At 46.1% G+C, this 24,139-nt stretch carries 2 protein-coding genes; both read left to right on the top strand.

Translation table 11 applies throughout. The features are described from left to right. Positions 1–45: 45 nt before the first annotated feature. On the top strand, positions 46–16,503 hold the full coding sequence (locus ACY3LV_RS07575) for an amino acid adenylation domain-containing protein (RefSeq protein WP_464863634.1): 16,458 nt from the start codon (positions 46–48) through the stop codon (positions 16,501–16,503). A gap of 14 nt (positions 16,504–16,517) precedes the next feature. Then, positions 16,518–24,137 carry a beta-ketoacyl synthase N-terminal-like domain-containing protein gene (locus ACY3LV_RS07570; RefSeq protein ID WP_464863601.1) on the top strand — a complete coding sequence of 2,540 codons (7,620 nt, stop codon included), beginning with the start codon at positions 16,518–16,520 and terminating at the stop codon, positions 24,135–24,137. Positions 24,138–24,139 lie beyond the last annotated feature (2 nt).

Raw genomic sequence — 24,139 nt, 5'->3', positions numbered from 1 at the left:
TCAGGAGAATTAACCATTTCTGAGGTGGAACAACATCTTCAAGGCATGAAGCGGCAGTTCAAAAGCCCGCTTTCAGAAGGGCAAAAAGGGCTGTGGATGCTTCAAAAAATGTCTCCTGAAATGAGTGCTTATCATATTCCTTTATGCTTTCGCATCACTAAACCAATACATGCAGAGACGTTCAAGAAAGCCCTTCTGTTTGTACAGAGACAATATCCTGTTTTAACCAGTGTGATTCAAGAGGAGAATGGCATTCCATTTCAAACGGTTCAGTCTTCAGAGGCTCTTTCTTTTGAGGAAGAGGATATATCGACTATGAAATCAGCAGAGATACTGCCTTTTCTAAAAGAAAAAGCAAAAGTGCCTTTTCGTTTGGAAGCTGGTCCGTTATGGCGCACACATCTTTTTCATCGGTCAAACGAAGAATGCATTTTGCTCATCACGATTCACCATATCATATTTGACGGTGTGTCGATGCTGACTTTGATATCGTCGCTTTTCGAGGCGTATCAACATTTGCTGAATGGGGTTGAACCGGTGCAGCAGACGCTAACGGCTGATTATTATGATTTTGTCAAATGGGAAACCCGGATGCTGAACAGCAGAAAAGGGGAAGAGCATCTCGCTTACTGGAAAGAACAGTTGTCTGGGAATCTGCCAGTTCTTGATCTTCCTGCTGACCGTCCGCGGTCTTCAGCACGAAAATTCAAGGGGCAAGCTTATAAAAGCTTGCTCCCTCATAACCTGAGGAATCAAATCAAATCGTTTGCCCGCACCTATCATGTGAATGAATCGGCTGTGTTTCTCTGCATTTACAAGGTACTGCTGCATCACTATACAAAACAAAAGGATATCATTGTCGGCGTTCCGACAATGGGACGGCCTGAAGATAGCTTTGAATCTATTATCGGATACTTTATCAACATGATGGCTGTTCGGAGCAAGAATATCGGATCCCAGCCATTTACAGCATTTATTCGGGAGCTGCAGCTGACAATGGCTGACGGTCTGGACCATGCGGCGTATCCGTTCCCTGCATTGGTAAGAGAGCTGAATGTAGACCGCTCGGCAGCGGATTCGCCGGTTTTTCAAACAGCCTTTCTGTACCAAAACTTCTTTCAGACAACAGGCTTACAAAAAGTGCTCGAATCATATCAAACGCTTGGCATTGAATATATGGAGGATATTCGGCAAGAGGGAGAATTTGAGCTGGCACTCGAAATATATGAGCAAGAAAATGATACAGTGCTTCATCTTTTGTACAATCCTGATCTATATGAATTGTCCTCCATTGAAGGTATGATGGAGAACTATATGAAGCTCGCGCAGCATATGATGGAGGATCCGTCTTTGCCGCTTGAAACCTACTCTTTTCAGTTAAATCAAGAACAAAATAGTTTGCTGGAACAATGGAATGCGACAGGGACAAACACGCCAAATGACAAGTGTATACATGAAGTATTTGAGGAAAAAACGAAACAAAACCCGGATGCGGTTGCTGTGATTTTCGAAGACAGGTCTCTTACATATAAAGAACTAGATGAAAAAAGCACATCTGTGGCAGTCTACCTTCAACATCAGGGGGTTGGACCTGAACACCCCGTTGCAATTTGTGCAGAGCGTTCGTTTGATATGATTATCGGGATTTTAGGGATACTGAAAGCCGGCGGAGCGTATGTGCCGTTAGATCCAAGCTTCCCGCAAGAACGGTTGGAGTACATGCTCGATGACAGTCAGGCATCCATTGTCCTGACCCAACCTAACGTTCGTCATTCGATCAGCGGATTAACTGGCAGCCATGTAAAAGCAATCAATATCGAGTTGGCTTGCCGAAACGGTTATACAGATCAGCAAAGCAGCGATTTAAAGCGGAAAGTAAAACCGGAGCATCTCGCCTATATCATTTACACATCGGGAAGCACAGGACAGCCTAAAGGGGTAATGGTAGAGCATCGAAGCATTATGAATACCCTGAATTTTCTTGAATCCCACTATCCCGTGACTGCTGAGGATGCATATTTACTGAAAACGAACTATGTGTTCGATGTATCGATTTCGGAATTATTCGGATGGTTTATCGGAAACGGCCGCCTTGTGATTCTTCCGCCTAATGGAGAAAAATCACCGCAGCTTTGTATGGATTATATAGAAAAATACCAAGTGAGCCACATTAATTTTGTGCCGGCTATGCTGCATGTCTTTTTAGAAACGGCGAAAGACAACAAGCAGCTCACAGAGGATGGACCGCTCAAGTATATGATGGTTGCAGGCGAAGCTTTCCCTAAAGAATTAGTGAAAAAGGCGGTATCGATCTTTAAAAACTGCCATGTTGAAAATATTTACGGACCTACGGAAGCCGCCATTTACGCTGCGTATTTCGGATGCGGAAAAGGAGATATCGCAAGTCACCATACACCGATTGGAAAGCCCGTCTCCAACGCGAAAATTCATATTGTGGACCGGCATTTGAAGCCTGTCCCGATCGGAAAACCAGGTGAGCTTTGCATTGCGGGAGCCGGTTTGGCAAGAGGCTACTATCATAAGCCTGGCCTTACGGCTGAAAAATTTATTGATAATCCGTTTGAACCGGGGACCAAACTTTATAAATCAGGTGATTCAGCAAGATGGCTTCCTGACGGCAACATAGAGTATTTAGGACGGATTGACAGCCAAGTCAAAATACGCGGTTTTCGCGTCGAGCTTGGCGCAATAGAAACAAAGCTGGGTGAATTACCGAGCATTTTAGATCAGGCGGTTGTGGTGAAGCAGCTGGAAGGCCATCAACAGCTCGCTGCTTATTATACAGAGAAAAGCGGACATTCCCCTGCAGATCCAAAAAATTTGCGCCGGCATCTAAAATCCAGTCTGCCGGAATATATGATACCTTCACACTTTATCCGCTTAGATAAGATGCCGTTATCGCCTAGCGGGAAAGTGGACCGTAAAGAACTGGAAAAACGAGAGATCGTTTTCAATAGAAAGAAATCAAATCAATTGCAGTTAACGGAAATAGAGGATCAGGTGCTTCGCATTTGGGAGGAAACGCTCAAGGTCAGCGGCTTTGGGCCGGAAGACGGATTTTTCGATGCGGGCGGCGATTCGCTTCTGGCTGTAGCCGTGGCTGAACGAATCAAAAAAGAATTGTATTGTGAGTTTAGTGTCACTGAGCTATTCGAGCATTCCACGATCCGTGCCATAAGCCAATACATTTTGGAAATGAAAAACGCAGATCAAGCCATAACTCAAATTGAAGACAATCATGATCTCAAAGAAGATGGAAAATACTCGCAGCAGACGATTCCTTCCTATTTTGACGATAGTGTTGCGATTGTGGGGATATCCTGCCAGTTTCCTGGGGCGAAGCATCATCATGACTTTTGGAATCGTATCAAAGAAGGCAAAGAAAGCATTCAGTTCTTCTCTGAAGAAGAGCTTCGCGAAAACGGAGTTCCGGAAGAATTGATTCAACATCCTGACTATGTGCCTGTGCAATCTGCGATCGAGGGGAAAGATTTATTCGACCCTGGTTTCTTTCAAATTTCTCCGAGAGATGCTGAGTATATGGACCCTCAGCTCCGCCTTTTATTGCTGCATTCCTGGAAAGCGATTGAGGATGCAGGATATGTGGCAAATGAGATTCCGGCAACAAGTGTATATATGTCTGCAAGCAGCAATTCATACAGAACGTTATTGCCGAAGGAGGCAATAGAAGGGCATGAATCACCTGATGGCTATGTTTCGTGGGTTTTAGCCCAAAGCGGAACCATCCCGACGATGATCTCACATAAGCTCGGATTAAAAGGGCCAAGCTACTTTGTTCATTCTAACTGCTCTTCATCACTAGTCGGCTTGTATCAGGCATACAAAAGCCTGACATCAGGTGAATCTCAATATGCGCTTGTCGGAGGCGCAACATTGCACGCACAATCAGCGATCGGCTACGTGCACCAAAACGGGTTGAATTTTTCAAGCGACGGACATGTTAAGGCCTTCGATGCTTCAGCAGACGGAATGGCCGGGGGCGAAGGCGTAGCGGTTATCCTGCTGAAGAAAGCTGTGGATGCCGTAAAAGACGGAGACCATATTTATGCCATTATGCGCGGAATAGGCATCAATAATGATGGGGCAGATAAGGCCGGCTTCTATGCGCCAAGTGTAAAAGGCCAAACAGAAGTGATACAGCATGTATTGGATCAAAACAACATTCATCCCGAAACGGTCAGCTATATTGAAGCGCACGGAACGGGAACGAAATTAGGCGATCCTATTGAAATGTCTGCATTAAATAAAGTGTACAAGCAATACACGGACAAAAAACAATTTTGCGGAATTGGTTCAGTGAAAACGAATATCGGCCATATGGATACAGCTGCTGGGCTAGCCGGATGCATTAAAGTTGCGATGAGCTTATACCATAATGAACTTGCACCGACCATCAACTGCACTGAGCCGAATCCGAATATAAAGTTTGAAAGCTCGCCTTTTTATCTAGTCCGTGAACGAAAGCCATTAGAGAAACGAGAAGGTGTCCATCGGGCGGCTCTGAGCTCATTCGGTCTTGGCGGCACTAACGCCCATGCTATTTTTGAGCAATATGAAAACATCTCTGATATGAGAGCGGAGAACGAAGGCAATCCGCCCTATCTCATTCCTGTATCGGCAAAAAATAGAGAGCGGCTCCTAGCATACGTGAAGGAACTGCTGATCTATATCAGTCAAAACGAGCAAGCGCATATGTCTCTAAGAAATATTGCATACACCTTCCAGGTCGGACGGGAAGCAATGGACAGCAGGATTATTTTTATGGTGAACGATCTGGAAGAATGGAAACAACAGCTGGAAGCTTTTGTGAATGGAAAGACCCTAGCAGAAAGCAGTATTCAAGGAGAAAAAACGAGAATGACATCCGCTGAACAGCTGCTTGGAAACGCTGAAGCAGAAGAATTGGCTTCATCACGAATATCAAAAGAAGAATTGAAAAAGCTTGCTGAGATGTGGGCAAAAGGCTTTCATGTTGAATGGCGCAGACTTTATCCAAATACGAAGCCGCGCCGTATCAGTTTGCCGACGTACCCTTTTGCTGAAGAACGATACTGGCCTGAAAGCAGCACCAGCGATGTAACAACAATTGAACCATCGTGTTTGCATCCTTTGGTGCACCATAATACATCGGTTCTGTCAGAGCAGCGGTTTAGCTCCATCTTTACAGGACAAGAGTATTTTATTGCCGAGCATATCATTAAAGGCATGGCAATTTTGCCGGCAGCGGTCACGCTTGAAATGGCAAGAGCCGCGATAGAACAAGGAATTGGCGGTTTAGAAGATCAAGAAACCGGAATCCGCCTGAAAAATGTTGTTTGGATGCGTCCAGTTGTAGCAGGAAATGAGCCAGTTCAAGTAAACATCGGACTTTATGACGAAGACGGCGGACACATTCTTTATCGGATGTATGGTGAGCCGGAATCTGCTGATGCAGAACCGGTGGTATATAACCAGGGGATAGCGGAATTGATTCAGATAAACCAAGAAAAAGCGCTGGATCTTGCTGAGATCAAAAACCGATGTGATCAAAACAGATTGGACGCTGCCCTGTTTTATGAAGGAATGATCGGTGCCGATTACGGTCCTGGCTACAAGAGTGTAAAAGCCGTATATAAAGGCGACGGGCAGCTGCTTGCCAAATTATCACTGCCGGAATCTGTCATGCATACGTCAGACGATTATGTTCTTCATCCAAGTGTAATGGATGGGGCGTTGCAGGCGGCTGAATATTTGCAAAACGTCGTTAGGGCGGAGCTTTCACGCGGTGAAGACTTTAAGGCGGCACTCCCATTTGCCCTGGAGGAACTTGAGATCTTTCAGCAATGCGTTTCTGACATGTGGGTTTATGTTCAATTCAACTCGAAAAACAAACCGGGGGATCTGATACAGAAAGTCGATATCGATCTATGCGATGAGCATGGCACGATTTACGTGCGGATGAAAGGATTTTCGACGAGAGTAATGGAGGCAGATATACAAACCGAACCATCAAAAATGAAAGCTGAAACTTTATTGCTTCAGCCCGTTTGGCAAGAACAAAAGGCAGCTGACGGAGCAGGTCAAAAAAAATATGCGGAGCATCTCGTGTTCCTATGTGAATATGATCATGAGACGAGAAAACAGATTGAAGCAGTACTCGAGGGTGTCCATGTTTTCAGCCTGGAAGGAAGGCCTTCTTCAATGGAGGCGCGTTTCCATTCATATACGGAACAAGTGTTTAAAAAGGTACAAGAGCTCATTCGCACGAAATCGAAAGGCGACACGCTTATTCAGGTCGTAACCTCTTCCGAAGGAGAACAGCAGGTGTTTTCAGGGCTGACAGGACTGCTGAAAACAGCCGGACAGGAAAATGCCAAACTAACCGGCCAAATGATTGAAGTCAGCAGTGAAGAAAGCGGAGAAAGCATTGCTGGCAAACTGAAAGAAAATCAAATGAGCAGCGATTCATATATCAAATATCAAAACGGCACTCGGTACATTGCTGATTGGTGTGACATCAAAACGGCCAGCCGTGACATCAGCAAGCCGTGGAAAGACGATGGCGTTTATCTCATTACAGGAGGTGCCGGAGGATTAGGCCTTATTTTTGCAAACGAAATCGCGGAACAAACGAAGAATGCAACAGTTATTTTGACGGGCCGCTCACCTCTTAGCGAAAGCAAAAGGAAAAAGCTTAAAGAGCTTCACGACAAGGGGGCTGAGGTCACCTATCGGCAAACAGATGTGTCCGATAAGATTGAAGTCTGCCAGCTCATCGACGAAATTCAGAAAACGTACGGCCGTCTAGACGGCATTCTTCATAGCGCGGGAATCATCAAAGACAGCTACATGGTCAATAAACCGGCAGAAGACCTGCACGACGTACTGGCGCCTAAAGTAAAAGGGATTGTTTTTCTAGACGAAGCGAGCAAGGACTTGCCATTGGACTTCTTTATTCTCTTTTCCTCTATTTCAGGAAGTTTAGGAAGCATTGGTCAATCTGACTATGCGGCAGCCAATGTATTTATGGATATGTATGCAGGCTATCGAAATGGGCTTGCCGAAATCAGCCAGCGGCACGGAAAGACACTTTCCATAAACTGGCCATTATGGAGAGAGGGCGGCATGAAGGTCGACCAAGAAACAGAGAAAAGGCTTGTGCAACTGGCCGGGATTGTTCCTATGAGAGCAGAAAAAGGTATTCAGGCATTATATCAAGCGTTTCATTCCGAAGCAAACCAAGTAATGGTGATTGAAGGCGATGGGCATAAGATAAAACAAAACATGTTCGCAAAAACCGTCTCAGCACCTATGGAAAAGAAGGAAACAGAGAACTTGACTGAACAAGTAAAAAGCATTGATACAGACAGTTTACTGGATAAAGTAAAGGCGATGTTAAAACGGGAGGTCGCCAAGCTGTTAAAGGTCAAGCTTGAAACGATTGATGATCATGTCGAGATGACAGTGTATGGATTTGATTCTATCTCAATGACGGAATTCACAAACCATATGAACCGCGCCTATAAGTTAGAGCTGACGCCAACCGTCTTTTTTGACTACCCGACGATTCATGCGTTTGGCAAGCATTTGGCCGAAGAATATCAAGCGGTATTTGCGAACACATTTGCTGTGCGCGCTGTATCGGCTCAGGTTCAGCCTGCTGCCAAACAGGAGCAAGCCTTGCATGTCAAAGCTAAAAGACGCCGAAAGCAGCAAGTCATATTGCCAAACGCCGCACAAAGTGATGCTGGCCATGAGCCAATTGCGATTGTAGGCATAAGCGGGATTTTCCCTATGGCAAAAGATGTTGATGCGTTCTGGGAGACTTTAAAAGAGGGCAAAGACTGCATGACGGAAATTCCGAAAGACCGCTGGGATTGGCGGGAATATGAAGGTGATCCGGCGAAGGAAGGCAATAAAACGAATGTAAAATGGGGCGGTTTTATCGACGGAATTGCCGATTTTGATCCATTATTCTTCGGCATCTCCCCGCGTGAAGCTGAACAAATGGAACCTCAGCAGCGCTTACTGTTGACTTACGCCTGGAAAGCGATCGAAGATGCAGGATATTCGGCAAAACGTCTGTCAGGCACAAAAACAGGCGTCTTCATCGGAACCGGAAATACAGGGTACAGCTCCCTTTTGTCAAAAGCCGACTCGGCAATAGAAGGCTCAGCGGCAGCCAATACGAGCCCTTCAGTCGGTCCGAACCGGGTCAGTTATTTCCTGAATCTTCATGGGCCGAGCGAACCGATTGATACAGCATGCTCCAGCTCATTGGTGGCTATCCACCACGCCATCTCTTCAATTGAGGAAGGCACTTGTGAGATGGCATTAGCGGGCGGCGTGAATACGATTATCCTTCCTGAAGTGTATATCAGCTTTGATAAAGCGGGTGCGCTCAGTAAAGAAGGGAAATGCAAGACGTTTTCAAATCAAGCCGATGGTTTTGCTCATGGGGAAGGGGCAGGCATCCTGTTTCTGAAAAAGTTAAAAGCGGCTGAAGAAGCGGGAGACCACATTTACGGAGTCATAAAAGGCAGCGCAATTAATCACGGCGGCCGTGCAGCGTCTTTAACGACACCTAATCCGAAGGCGCAGGCGGATGTCATTCAGTCGGCATATCAAAAAGCGGGTATCGATCCGAAAACCGTGACCTATATTGAAGCGCACGGAACCGGGACGGAGCTTGGAGACCCGGTTGAAATTAACGGATTGAAATCAGCTTTTCAAGCATTGGGTATGAATGAAGGCGATGCATCAGCCAATCCTTATTGCGGACTGGGGTCTGTGAAGACAAACATTGGCCACTTATCGCTGGCAGCAGGTGCAGCAGGGGTTATTAAAATATTATTGCAGCTTAAGCATAAAACCTTAGCGAAAAGTCTTCACTGCGAAACCGTGAATCCATACATTCAGCTGAAAAACAGTCCGTTCTATATCGTACGGGAAACGGAAGAATGGAAAGCGCTGAAAAATGAACAGGGGGAAGAGCTGCCACGCCGGGCAGGTGTCAGTTCATTTGGGATCGGCGGCGTAAACGCCCACGTGATTATTGAGGAATATATTCCAGAAGCGGCCGATGAGATTGTACCGTCCATCACATCTGAACATCCGGGTATCTTCGTTTTATCGGCTAAAAATGAAGCACGGCTAAAAGAACAGGCACAGCAGCTGGCTGATGCGCTTGATAAGGAAACGTATGGTGGCGCAAATCTCACCCGCATCGCTTATACCCTGCAAGCCGGACGGGACGCGATGGAAGAACGTCTTGGGATTATTTCCGGTTCCATTGAGGATTTGCAGCAAAAGTTAAAAGACTTTGCAGCAGGCAAAAGCGATGTGGAAGATTTATTTAGAGGCAGGATTGATAAAGGCACACTGCAAATGCTGACAGAGGACGACGAGATTCAAGAAGCCGTCGAAAAATGGATGGAACGGGGAAAGTACGCAAAACTGCTTGAATTATGGGTAAAAGGCCTTGATGCAGACTGGACGAAACTGTATGGCGAGAATGTGCCTAAGCGCATCAGCTTGCCGACATACCCTTTCGCAAAAGACCGTTATTGGATCTCTGATCATATAGAAAAAAGCGGCAGCCCTGTAGCAAACAAAGACACCTTCCGCATTGGCGCAGCCGTGCTGCATCCATTAATGCATCAAAACACATCGAACCTCTCGGAACAAAGGTTTAGCTCAATCTATACGGGAGAAGAGTTTTTCCTTGCTGATCATGTTGTCAAAGGCCAACGGATCTTGCCGGGGGTGGCGCATCTTGAATTGGCGCGGGCGGCCGTTGAGCAGGCGGCAGAGGTACAAGGTGTTCCGTGTACCATGAAGCTAAAGAACGCGGTGTGGGTGCGGCCCATTGTTGTAGAGGGCCAGCCTCAGCACATACACATTAGGCTTTTACCGGAGGAAAATGGTGAGATTTCCTATGAAATCTACGGTAATCCAGACATTGCGGGCGAACAGTCAATCGTCTACAGCCAAGGCAGCGCTGTATTGAGTCCTGCTGAAAATCAGCCAGCGGTTGATTTGCAGTCCTTGCGGGAGCAGTGTCAGCAAAGCCATTTCAGCGTTGACGAAGTATATGACACCTATCGAATGATCGGTTTTGAATATGGTCCTGCTTATCGCGGCATGGAAAAAATCTATACAGCCGAACATTTTGTTTTAGCAAGATTGTCATTGCATCCGTCTGCTTTAGATACGTTCAGCCAATACAACATGCATCCGGGGCTGATGGACTCTGCTTTGCAGGCGTCAAGCATTTTGACAGGCGCCGGAGATAACCAACTGACACTGCCTTTTGCGGTTCAGGAGCTTGAAGTCTTCGGAGCATGCTCGTCAGAAATGTGGGTATACGCAAGGTACAGTCAAGGCAGCAAGGCAACTGATAAGGTGCAAAAACGGGATATTGATATGTTAGATGAGAACGGCAAAGTTTGCGTACGGCTGAAAGGATTATCTTTCAGAGCAGCGGAAGGCGGAAATGGATCGACGGAACCTGATCAAGTGCTGGAAACCTTGATGTTTGAAGAAAAATGGGTGCCTAAGGATTGTGAAAAAGAAAGTCCTGAGCCTCATTACGAACGGCACATTGTTTTGCTTTGTGACATGAATGGCCTCACAAAAGACAGCATTGAATCAAGAGTTAAAGGAGCGGAATGCATCGTTTTGGATTCTTTCCGCGAAGGACTGGCAGAAAGGTTCCAAGATTATGCCGAACAAGCGCTTAAGACGGTACAGAATCTTCTCAAAAGCAAGCCGCAAGACAATGTCCTGATTCAGCTGCTTACTTCTGCAGCAAGAAAGCAGTACTCATTTTCAGGGCTATCGGCGCTCCTTAAAACCGCCAGCCTGGAGAATAAAAAATTGATAGGCCAGACGATTGAAATCGATTCAAACGAAAACATTGAAAGTATGGCAGAAAAACTGAGAGAGAATAAAAGACACGCAGGAGATCAGCGCATCAAATACGAAAAGGGCAAACGGTACATCAATGATTTGCGTGAAATGCAAATGGCTGATCGGGAAATAAGCCTGCCGTGGAGAGATAAGGGAGTATACCTCATCACAGGCGGCGCAGGAGGACTTGGGTTTATTTTTGCAAAAGAGGTTGCTCGTAAAGCTGAACAGCCTGTGCTCATTCTGACAGGCAGATCTGCATTGAATGCGGATCAAGAGACGCAGCTTAACGAACTTCAGCGATTAGGGGCCCGAGCAGAATATAGGCGGGTTGATGTGACGCAAGCGGAAGAAGCCTCCGGGCTCATCACAAGCATTACGTCTGATTACGGAGACTTGAATGGCGTCATTCACAGCGCAGGCCTGATTAAAGATAACTATCTCATGAACAAAACCAACGAAGAACTGACACAAGTTTTTGCCCCTAAGGTAAAAGGGCTTGTGAATGTGGATGAGGCTACCGAGCATCTCGCGTTAGATTTCTTTATCCTCTTTTCTTCAATATCCGGTGTTGCCGGCAGCGCGGGGCAGGCGGATTATGCGATGGCTAATGCGTTTATGGACAGTTATGCAGCTTATCGAAATGGGCTCGTGACCGCCATGTACAGGCACGGGCAAACGCTGTCGATCAATTGGCCGCTCTGGAAAGAAGGCGGCATGCGCGCGAATAAAGAAATTGAAAACATGACTTTGAAAAACACAGGTGTGACTCCAATGCGGTCCGAGACCGGCATTCAGGCGCTTTACAAAGGTTTGGCATTCGGCAAAGATCACGTCATTGTCATGGAAGGGATCAGAGACATGATGAGGGAAAAGCTGACTCAAAAGCCGTCTTCTGATGATGTGCCAATGCAAACAGCGCAAGTACCGGTGATACCTGAAGCCAGGATGGGTCAAGACAATTTATTTGACCACATTCAAGAAGCTTTGAAGCAAACAATCTCTCAATTGCTTAAAATCAAACCTGAAGAGATTGACACGGATATGGAGTTTAATCAATATGGTTTTGATTCGATTACGTTAACTGAATTCGCAAATACACTGAATGAGCAGTACAAGCTGGATCTCACGCCTACGATCTTCTTTGAGCACGCAACTGTTTATGCATTTGCAGCGTATCTGTCAGAAGAATATCCGAATGCTTTTACAGCCCAATTGTCTGCCGAATCTGAAATGCTGATACAGCCTGTCGAACAAAATATAAAAAATATGACGTTTTCGACTGAAAACCGCTTTGTAAACCCTTCGGTAACGCCAGTAGAAAAGACAGCTGATCATAGGCCTGAGCCTATCGCGATTGTCGGGATGAGCGGTGTTTTCCCGAAGGCAAAGGACATCGAGGAATACTGGAGGAACCTGAAAGCGGGCGCGGATTGTATTACAGAGGTTCCAAAAGACCGCTGGGATTGGCAGGAGTATTACGGAGACCCTCTAAAAGAACCGAATAAAACAAACGTCAAATGGGGCGGTTTTATTGATGAAGTCGCTGACTTTGATCCATTGTTCTTCGGCATATCGCCGCTTGAGGCTGAGCAGATGGAGCCTCAGCAACGCCTGTTAATGACCTATGCGTGGAAGGCGATAGAAGAAGCGGGGTACTCAGCGAGAAGCCTGTCAGGAACCAAAACGGGCATCTTCATTGGGACTGGAAACACGGGGTATAGTTCACTGCTGTCAAATCTAGACATAGAAGGCTCAGCAGCTGCGAATATGAGTCCTTCTGCCGGACCGAATAGGGTCAGTTATTTCCTGAACATTCATGGACCGAGCGAACCGATAGATACTGCATGCTCAAGCTCTTTGGTCGCCATTCATCATGCAGTATGCGCAATTGAAAACGGAAACTGTGAAATGGCGATTGCAGGAGGTGTCAACACAGTCGTAACGCCGCAAGGCCATATCGCTTATGATAAGGCCGGGGCGCTGAGTAAAGAAGGAAGGTGCAAAACATTTTCTGATAGAGCCGATGGGTTCGCAGTCAGTGAAGGCGCCGGCATTCTCTTCCTGAAAAAAATGACAGCGGCTGAACGAGACGGTGATCATATTTACGGTGTCATCAAAGGAAGTGCGGTAAACCACGGAGGCCGCGCAAACTCTCTGACGACTCCTAATCCGAAGGCTCAGGCGGATGTCGTAAAAACAGCATATGAAAAAGCGGGAATCGATCCAAGAACCGTTACTTACATTGAAGCGCATGGAACCGGAACAGAGCTTGGTGATCCAGTAGAAATCAACGGCCTGAAAGCGGCATTTCAAGAGCTGTATGAAAAAACGGGTGACCCGGCTGTTCAAGGAAGCCATTGCGGACTTGGGTCAGCGAAAACAAACATCGGTCATTTATCACTGGCGGCCGGTGTGGCGGGTGTCATTAAAGTGTTATTGCAGCTAAAACATAAGACGCTTGTAAAAAGCCTGTACAGTGAAACCATCAATCCGTATATCAGACTGGAAGGCAGCCCGTTTTATATTGTGCAGGAATCCAAAAAGTGGCAATCGCTGCAGGATGAAGCTGGCCGAGAGTTGCCACGGCGCGCCGGCGTCAGTTCATTTGGCATAGGCGGCGTCAATGCCCACGTGGTCATTGAGGAATATATTCCAAAAGAAACCACTCGACCTGCACAAGCGCCAGCTGTGACAGCACAACACCCGGGCATCTTTATCTTGTCGGCAAAGGATGAAAATCGTCTGAAAGACCAAGCCCAGCAATTAGCAGACTTTATCAGCAGCCAACCTGTCACATCTCGTGATCTCACTGATATTGCTTATACACTCCAAGAAGGGCGTGATCCAATGGAGGAGAGATTAGGGATCATCGCTGTCTCGGCGGAGGACTTGCTGGAAAAACTGAACCTCTTTATAGCTGGACATGCGAGTGCGAAGTACATGTCAGGCAGAGCGGACAAAGGGATTGTACAGACATTGAGATCAGATGATGAAATACAGAAAACGCTCAAAAGCAGCTGGGAGCCCGGAATATATGAAAGACTGCTTGAATTATGGATAAAAGGCATGGAAATAGATTGGAGTAAACTGTATGGCGGCAAACAGCCGAAACGCATCAGCCTCCCAACCTATCCATTTGCAAAAGAACGCTACTGGATAACGGATATGAAAGAAAAAGCAGTCACACATCATGAAACAAATATTTTCGAAACAGCAGCATTGCACCCGCTAGTACAGTCCAATACATCCGATTTGTCAGAGCAGCGTTTCAGCTCGACCTTTACAGGTGCTGAGTTCTTTTTCACCGATCATAAGGTGAAGGGAAGCCCGGTCATGCCGGGTGTAGCATATCTTGAGATGGTTCATGCCGCCGTTTCGAGAGCAGTGAGAGAACTTAAAGACAAGCAAGCTGTTATCCATATCAAAAATGTTGTGTGGGTGCAGCCGATTGTGGCGGACGGGAAGCCTGTTCAAGTCGATATCAGTCTAGATCCCCAGCAGGACGGTGAGATGGCCTTTAACATCTACACAGCGGATGGGCACAATGGGCGGAAAATACACTGTCAAGGCAGTGCTGCAATCAACCGAGCAGGAGGTATTCCAGTTCAGGATATCAGCATGCTTCAAGATCAATGCAGTCTGAGCACCCTTTCCCACGAGCAATGTTATGAATTATTTAAGGCAATCGGCATTGACTACGGACCTGGTTTTCAAGGAATAGATCGGCTTTATATTGGCCGTAATCAAGCCTTGGCAGAGCTTTCCCTGCCTCCTTGTGTGTCTCACACGCTGGACGAATTTGTTCTTCATCCAAGTATGGCAGACTCTGCTTTACAAGCATCAATCGGGCTGAAACTGAATTCCGATGACGAGCAGCTTTCCCTGCCTTTTGCGCTCCAAGAGCTCGAAATATTCAGCCCGTGTACAGATAAAATGTGGGCTTCTGTGACGTCTCGTCCAAATGAGGACAGAATACAGAGACTGGATATTGATCTCTGTGATGAACAAGGCCGAGTGTGTGTGCGAATCAAGGGTATTTCCTCAAGGGTGCTGGAAGAAGACAAACCGCAAGATGAGCCGAAGTCACCGGATATCAAGACATCTCTTGATGGAGCGCTTCTAATGGCGCCGGTATGGGATCAAGTTCAATTGGTGAAGAGCGTCATGCCGCCTGCTGATGAGCGTGTTGTCATCCTCGGAGGGGATGACAACAGCAGAAAAGCTGTTCAAAGGCAGTACCCGTTTGCCAAGGAGCTATACATTGAGCCGAACACATCGATTCATGAGATTGCCAGCCACCTTGAAACTCTCGGATCGTTTGACCATATTGTGTGGCTGTCTCCTTCTCGTGTGACAGAATGTGAAGTCGGTGACGAAATGATTGAAGCCCAAGATCAAGGCGTGATTCAAATATACAGAATCATTAAGGCGATCCAGTCTTTAGGCTATGGAGAGAGGGAGATACGCTGGACGGTCGTGACGGCGAACACGCAATATGTTGATCAGCATGATATTGTCGATCCGGTCGATGCTGGTGTGCACGGCCTGATCGGTTCGATGGCAAAAGAATATCCAAATTGGCAGACAAAGCTGATTGATGTCACGAAACATGAGAACTTGCCTGTGCCTGAAATCTTTTCCTTGCCTGCTGATGAAGAAGGGAATACTTGGGCCTACCGGAATAAGAGCTGGCATAAATTGCGCTTGATTCCAGTGCACAACAATCAACCGGTGCAAAATAAGTATAAGCGCGGAGGTGTTTATGTCATCATAGGCGGCGCAGGCGGAATTGGCGAAGTCTGGAGCGAATACATGATCAGAACATATCAGGCGCAGATCGTTTGGATTGGCAGAACAAAAATGAATGCGGCTATTCAAAGTAAAATCGACAGACTTTCGCACCTAGGGCCTGCCCCGCTTTACATTCAAGCTGATGCGGCTAACCGAGAGGAATTGGAGCGCGCTTATGAAACAATGAAACAAATGTATCGAGAAATCAACGGCATCATTCATTCTGCCATTGTCTTGCAAGACCAAAGCCTGATGAACATGAACGAGGAATGCTTCAGAAACGTTCTTTCTGCAAAAGTAGATGTCAGTGTGCGAATGGCTCAAGTTTTCCGGCATGAACCACTGGACTTTGTTTTGTTTTTCTCTTCCGTCCAATCGTTTGCGAGAGCTTCGGGACAAAGCAATTACGCTGCCGGCTGCAGTTTTAAGGATGCTTTTGCACAGCGGCTTTCTCAAGTATGGCCTTGTGCAGCAGCCGTGATGAATTGGAGTTATTGGGGAAGCGTCGGTGTGGTTTCCTCACCGGATTATCAGAAGAGAATGGCTCAGGCAGGCATCGGCTCTATTGAAGCCCCTGAAGCGATGGAGGCATTGGAATTGCTGCTCGGGGGACCGCTGCAGCAGCTGGTGATGATGAAACTGGCAAACGATATGAATGATGAAGCGGAACAGATGGAAGAAACAATTGAAGTTTACCCGGAAACTCACAGCTCAGCCATTCAAAAGCTGCGAAGCTATCACCTGGGTGACAGCACAAAGATTCAACAACTGTTATAGGAGGGGGAGCGCCAATGCTGAACACAGAAGACATTCTCTGTAAAATGCTTTTCGCACAATTGCAGTCCATAGGTTTTTTCACAGAAAGTAAATCCCAGCCAGTATTGGAGAATTTCTATGGCAGATGGTTAGAAGAAAGCCATTCGATTTTAGAACGCCATCAATTTCTCAAGCGGACGGCGAATGGACATGTTCCAACGCGCTCAATAGGAACCGTGAGTGAGCTGTGGAAGGAATGGAATGAACAAAAATCAGACCTGCTTCAAGACAATAATATGAAAGCCATGGTGACATTGGTGGAGACAGCACTTAAAGCCTTGCCGGATATTCTGACCGGCAAGGTGTCTGCCACCGATATCCTGTTTCCGAATTCATCAATGGATCTAGTAGAAGGCGTCTATAAAAACAACCAAGTCGCAGACTATTTTAATGATGTGCTGGCGAACACACTAACGGCCTATCTGCAAGAACGTCTGAAGCAAGAGCCTGAGGCAAAGTTTCGTATATTAGAAATCGGAGCCGGAACCGGCGGTACAAGCGCGGCTGTTTTTCAAAAGTTGAAAGCCTGGCAGACACATATAAAAGAATACTGCTATACAGATCTGTCTAAAGCATTTTTAATGCACGCAGAAAATAAGTACGGCCCGGATAACCCGTATTTGACATTTAAACGATTTAATGTGGAGAAGCCTGCATCTGAACAGCATATTGATGCGGGGAGCTATGACGTGGCCATCGCAGCGAATGTGCTGCATGCCACGAAAAATATCCGGCAGACATTGCGAAACGCAAAAGCAGTTTTGAAAAAGAACGGACTGCTCCTCTTAAATGAAATAAGTGATCATAATATATATTCGCATTTGACGTTCGGCCTTTTAGAGGGCTGGTGGCTGTATGAGGATCCTGCTCTCCGTATACCGGGCTGCCCGGGTCTGTATCCGGACACTTGGGAAATGGTGCTTGAGAGTGAGGGATATCGCCATGTTTCCTTTATGGCTGAACAATCACATCAGCTCGGCCAGCAGATCATTGCTGCTGAAAGTAACGGAGTCGTTCGTCAAAAAAAGAAAACTGAGATAGAAGATACAGCACATTTACAAATCGATGCGGAAAAAGTTCATTCACAGAATAACGATTCTCTCATTGAACAAACGATTCAATTTGTGAAACATACGCTGGCAAAATCGATCAAACTATCACCAGAGCGTATTCACGAAGATACGACTTTCGAGAAGTATGGAATCGATTCGATTTTGCAGGTCAATTTCATTCGTGAATTAGAAAAAGTGACGGGGGATCTTCCAAAAACCATTTTATTCGAACATAACAACACAAAAGAACTCGTCGACTATTTAGTAAAGGAGTACGAAAGTAAGCTCCGGACAGCGCTGTTAAAAGAAACACAGCAGCCTGCAAAATACGAAGCACCTGTTCAAAGGGAGCGTGCAGCTGCTAGTAAGCCGCTTGCTTTTACCGCACGCCGCTTTGCCGGAGAGCAGCAGATCAAAGAAACTCAGCAAGCATCAAATAGTGAGTTAAAAAAAGAAAAGACAAGCCATTTCCAAGTGGCACAGACGAATGATCATGGTACAGAAGATATCGCAATAATCGGGATCAGCGGACGCTATCCGATGTCTGCTGGCTTAGAAGAGCTTTGGGCGCATTTAATCGCTGGAGACAATTGTATTACAGAGGCGCCGGAATCCAGATGGCGCACATCTTTATTGAAAACATTATCAAAAGATTCAATCCAGATGGCAGATAAGAAGCGGTATGGCGGATTTTTACAAGACATTGAAGCATTTGACCATCAGCTTTTTGAGGTGGAGCCAAGCCGGGTGATGGAAATGACGCCTGAACTGCGCTTATGTTTAGAAACCGTCTGGGAAACATTTGAGGATGGCGGCTATACCCGAACCCGGCTGGATAAACTGCGGGATGATGATGCCGGAGTGGGTGTCTTTATTGGGAATATGTATAACCAGTATTTTTGGAATATCCCATCATTAGAGCAGGCAGTGCTCAGTTCAAATGGGGGAGACTGGCATATCGCAAACCGCATTTCCCACTTTTTCAACCTGACTGGACCGAGTATCGCTGTCAGCTCAGCGTGCTCCAGTTCATTAAACGCCATCCATCTTGCCTGTGAAAGCCTGAAATTGAACAGCAGCTCTATGGCAATTGCGGGAGGAGTCAATTTAACACTCGATCTCTCAAAGTATGATTCTTTGGAGCGGGCCAATCTGCTGGAAAGCGGAAACCAAAGCAAAAGTTTTGGCACAGGAACCGGACTTATTCCCGGGGAAGGTGTCGGAGCAGTCCTGTTAAAACCGCTTTCGAAGGCAATGGAAGATCAGGATCATATTTACGCTGTGATCAAAAGCAGTTTTGCCAATCATAGCGGCGGAAGACAGATGTATACAGCACCAGATCCGAAGCAGCAAGCAAAATTAATCGTCAGGTCGATTGAGCAGTCGGGCATTGATCCGGAGACAATCAGCTATATTGAATCAGCTGCAAATGGTTCAGCGCTGGGCGATCCTATTGAAATGATTGCATTAACAAACGCATTTGAACAATACACGAATAAGAAACAGTTTTGCGCGATAGGTTCTGTCAAATCCAATCTGGGACATTTGGAGGCAGCTTCCGGCATTTCTCAGCTGACAAAAGTGCTACTGCAGATGAAGAAGGGAACGCTGGTGCCGACAATCAACGCAACACCTATCAATCCAAATATTAAACTGGAAAACACGGCTTTTTATCTTCAAGAACAAACGGAGCCATGGCATCGCTTGAATGATCCTGAAACAGGAAAGCAATTGCCTCGCAGAAGCATGATCAATTCCTTCGGAGCGGGGGGAGCCTATGCCAATCTCATTATAGAAGAATTTATAGAGATGGCTCCTGAGAGACGGATTACTTCCCGCCAGCCGAAGTGTACAGCCGTTTTTTCAGCAAAAACAAAATGGAGCCTGCTCAGCTATCTTGAAAACATGCAATTGTTTTTAGAGAAGGAAGCTGCTCTGGATATTGAACCAATTGTACAGGCTTTACAAAGAATAAACCACGATTTAGAGCATAGGGTTGCATTTACAGTAACATCGACTCAGGAACTGATCGAAAAACTGAAGATGTTCCGTACATCAAAAGAAAGCTCACGCAAGCAAGGTATTTATACATCATTCGATTTACAGCCATGCGCGGGATCAGCCCAAAAGGAACGAGAAACAAGCGCAGCAGAGCAATGGGCAGCAGGGGCATCCGTTGATTTTAAAGAAGCAGCTCAAGGGAACCGATCCAGCTGGGTTCGCCTGCCGCACTATGCATTTGATCATCATACATCATTTCATTTCGATGTTCCGGCGGGTCAGGGGAAACCATCAGCTGTCGAAAGCAATAACAATCATCCGGTCATACAAGATCAATTCACATATGATGAGCCTTACGTGCAAGGCCACGTCTTCAACAATGAACGGGTGCTTGTCGGCGCAACATACAGCAGTCTGGCTATTGACGCATTTTTTAACATGTTTCCTGAGGAAAACAGCGGCCGTATTAGCAAATTAAGCTATATCAATCCAATTGTCATCAAACAAGGCGAGACCATTGAACTGCAGGCAAAGCCGCTTCAAAAAAATCAAGTCATAGAATTACAAATCATGTACCGTGAGCTGGCCTCTGATACATGGAAGCCTGCCGCAATCGGGCAATGCCAAAAAAGTTTGGTTGAAACAAAAAAAGTCAATATCGAAAGCTTAAAGCATTCGTTAACCGAGCTTCATCACATCGATCAGATGTATAAAGCGGGAAATGGCCCTGAGTGGGGATCGTTATTTAAGACGATTACACATCTTTACAGAGATCATAAGTCCGTACTGGCAAAAATTCGCCTGCCTCAAAGCGATCTGGCAAACGGGCATCATTACACTGTAAGCCCATTGATGACAAACAGCGCCTACTTGGCTATCCTTAGTTTCTTGGAGCAATTTGACATTGAAGGCAGTTTCCTGCCCTTTGGAATCAATGATATCCAATTTACTAAACATACGATACAAGAGGATTGCTGGCTTCTGATTACATTGGTTAAGAATACAGGTGACATGCTGCTGTTCGATGTAGATGTGATCAATGAATCGTCAGAAACGGTGCTGCGCTATTCGGGTTACTCGTTAAAACAACTGCGAGTTACAAATCAAATAAGGAATGAAAATCAGAACATCAAAGTCCGCGGTCTAAAAGACCGTATCAAAAGCTATGTAACAAATAAACTGGCAGTACACATGGCCGATCCGTCAAAACTGGCTCTCTCAAAAGCTCATATTATGGAATTGGGTATTGATTCCTCTCAATTGGTTGGGCTGACAAGGGAGATCGAATCAGAAACAAAAATCGAATTAAACCCGACGTTGTTTTTTGAATATCCGACTGTTCAAGAGCTTATTGAATTTTTTGCGGACAACCATGAAACATCTTTTGTTCAGCTGTTTGGTGGAGTTGATCAGCAGCAGGAACGATCAGCCCAAATCGAAAACCAAATGAAACAGATGCCGGCTGATGAGATGAAAACGGATAAAGCAATCGAACATGCAGCCGACGGCATAGCCATTATCGGCATGTCCGGACAGTTTCCGAAAGCAAACAGCGTAACGGAATTTTGGGACAACATCATTCACGGAAAAAACTGTGTCTCTGAAGTGCCGAAAGAACGCTGGGACTGGCGTGAATTTGCCTCAGTTGATAAAGAAGGATCATCAAGCCTTCAATGGGGCGGATTTATAGAAGGAATAGGTGAGTTTGACCCGCTGTTTTTTGGCATATCACCTAAAGAAGCGGCACATATGGATCCGCAGGAATTTCTGCTCTTGACACATGCATGGAAGGCGATGGAAGACGCAGGCTTAACAGGACAGGCCTTATCAAGCCGTCCGACAGGCGTATTCGTCGCAGCTGGCAATACGGATGCAGCTGTGATTCCTTCCTTAATTCCAAACCGTATATCCTATGCGCTGAATGTAAAAGGGCCAAGCGAATATTACGAAGCTGCCTGTTCCTCCGCTCTTGTGGCTTTGCACAGAGCTATACAATCCATCCGAAACGGCGAATGTGAACAAGCCATTGTCGGGGCTGTGAATTTGCTGCTTTCACCAAAAGGATTCATTGGCTTCGACTCAATGGGATATTTGAGTGCGGATGGACAGGCCAAATCCTTTCAAGCAGATGCGAATGGCTTTGTCAGAAGTGAAGGCGCAGGGGTTCTCATCATTAAACCTTTGCCAAAAGCCATTGAAGATTCCGATCATATTTATTCGGTCATTAAAGGTACAGGTGTATCGCATGGCGGCCGGGGAATGTCACTGCACGCACCAAATCCGGCCGGTATGAAGGATGCAATGCTGAAGGCTTATGAAGGAGCGCAAATTGATCCCAAAACGGTGGCCTATATCGAAGCGCATGGGATCGCCTCTCCATTGGCAGACGCGATAGAAATAGGTGCGTTAACTTCAGGCTTAAGTCAGCTAGAGTCTGAACTTCCACAGGAAGTACAGGAGGAAGCGCCGTGTTATATCAGCAGCTTAAAGCCGAGCATTGGACACGGTGAACTGGTCTCCGGTATGGCTGCTCTCATGAAGGTCAGCATGGCGATGAAGCATCAAACAATACCAGGCATTTCCGGATTTTCTTCATTGAATGATCAGGTGTCAATAAAGGGCACCCGTTTCCGAATGATTCCGGAGAACCAGCAATGGGAGGATGTAAAGGACGACTCAGGCAGAATCATCCCGCGCAGAGCGGGTATCAACAGCTATAGCTTTGGAGGCGTAAATGCGCACGTCATTTTAGAAGAATATATTCCTTCATCAAAAGCACCGGTTAATATGAACGAGAATGAAGCTCATATTGTGGTTCTTTCAGCAAAAAATCAAGACAGGCTAAAAGCAGTTATTCAACAGCAGCTTGATTATGTGAACGAACAACAAGAACTGTCGTTGCCACATTATGCTTATACACTTCAAACCGGACGAGAGGAGATGGAGGACCGCCTGGCGCTGGTCGTCCGAAGTAAAGAAGAACTGGTTATTTGCTTGCAAGACTGCATAACAGCTGCGGAAAAAGGCGAAAAGCCAAAAAGTTCTGTGCCTGTTTTTTGCGGGAATGCAGAAGAGGGCTCGTCAGATATCGAAACCTTGCTTGATGGTCCATTAAGAGAAATGGTGATAGGAACTCTGTTGTCTGAGAATAACCTTGAAAAGATCGCATTTTGCTGGACAAAAGGGGTGCGAATCCCGTGGGAGCAGTTTTATCAAGGAAAAGGCGCCAGCAGAATACCGTTGCCAACCTATCCATTTGAAAAGAGAAGCTGCTGGAATGGCTTTCAAGCATTAGAGAATACGCCTTCTGTTTCACATGAGATGCATATCAACAGTAGCGATCATCACATGTTAGCTGATGTATTAGGGATGGATCCAGAAGAACTGCATCCTCATAAGCCATTGCAGCATTACGGGTTTGATTCGATTTCTTGCATACAGTTATTGCAGCAACTGCAAGCAAAGGTTGATCCTTTCATCACCTTGGCGGAGCTGCAAGCATGCCAAACTGTGCAGGATATGACGGACTTGATCGCAAAGAAACAGGCGGATGCCTCCTTACGAAACGAGCACACTCGTACGTTCCCGGAATTGATACCGTTAAATGACGGCAAGCGGGGGCGCCCTGTATTTTGGTTTCATGGCGGGGTAGGTGGCGTTGAAATCTATCAGTCATTTGCAGAAAAAAGCCAGCGCCCTTTTTACGGTATTCAAGCAAGGGGATTTATGACTCAACATGCTCCTTTGCACGGAATTGAACAAATGGCTTCCTATTATATAGAGATCATCCGAGCCATTCAGCCGGAAGGCCCTTATGATGTAGGCGGATATTCCTTAGGCGGAATGATTGCATATGAAGTCACACGCCAGCTGCAAAGCCAAGGTCTTGCTGTCAAAAGCATGGTGATGATTGACTCTCCATACAGTTCTGAGATGAAAGAGAATGAAGCTTCTATGAAAACATCAATGCTGCAAACGATCAATACGATGCTGGCATCGATTGCGAAGCCGGATAAGCTTACTGACGTTCTCATCAGCCGTGAAGAGGTAGACACAAACTCAGAGGATGAAGAATTCCTGTCTGAGCTGATTGATTTGGCAAGAAAACGGGGATTGAACAAAGTGGAGAAGCAAATACGCGCGCAGACTCAGCAAATGATGAAAACCCAGCGTGCCTATGATGTTGAATCGTACACTGTTCAGCCTCTGCCTGATCCTGAGGCGGTAAAATGTTATTACTTCCGCAATAAAAGCAGGTCTTTCTTTGGAGATTTAGACATTTATTTCACTTTCTCAAATGAAAAAGCACCGTTTGATCAATCTGCCTACTGGGAGGAATGGGAGCGGCAAATGCCACATTTCCATCTGGTGGATGTCGAATCAAACAACCACTTCATGATATTAACAGAACCTAAAGCCTCCAAAGCCATGTTAGAATTTTGCGAAAAACTCTATTCAAACAGGGGAGTTGTTAACGCGAATTTCCTTAAGGCTTTCCGGAAAAAACATGAAGCGAAAGAAGATGAATTGGTGAAGCGCTGAGA

The sequence above is a fragment of the Bacillus sp. 11C genome (genome assembly GCF_055486375.1).
The sequence above is the reverse complement of the archived record's forward strand: the minus strand, read 5'-3'. Positions and strand labels throughout refer to the sequence as shown.

Excerpts from the sequence above, each read along its gene's own strand:
- ACY3LV_RS07575 (WP_464863634.1), top strand. The coding sequence starts at position 46 with ATGAAGCGGCAGTTCAAAAGCCCGCTTTCAGAAGGGCAAAAAGGGCTG.
- ACY3LV_RS07570 (WP_464863601.1), top strand. The coding sequence starts at position 16,518 with ATGCTGAACACAGAAGACATTCTCTGTAAAATGCTTTTCGCACAATTG.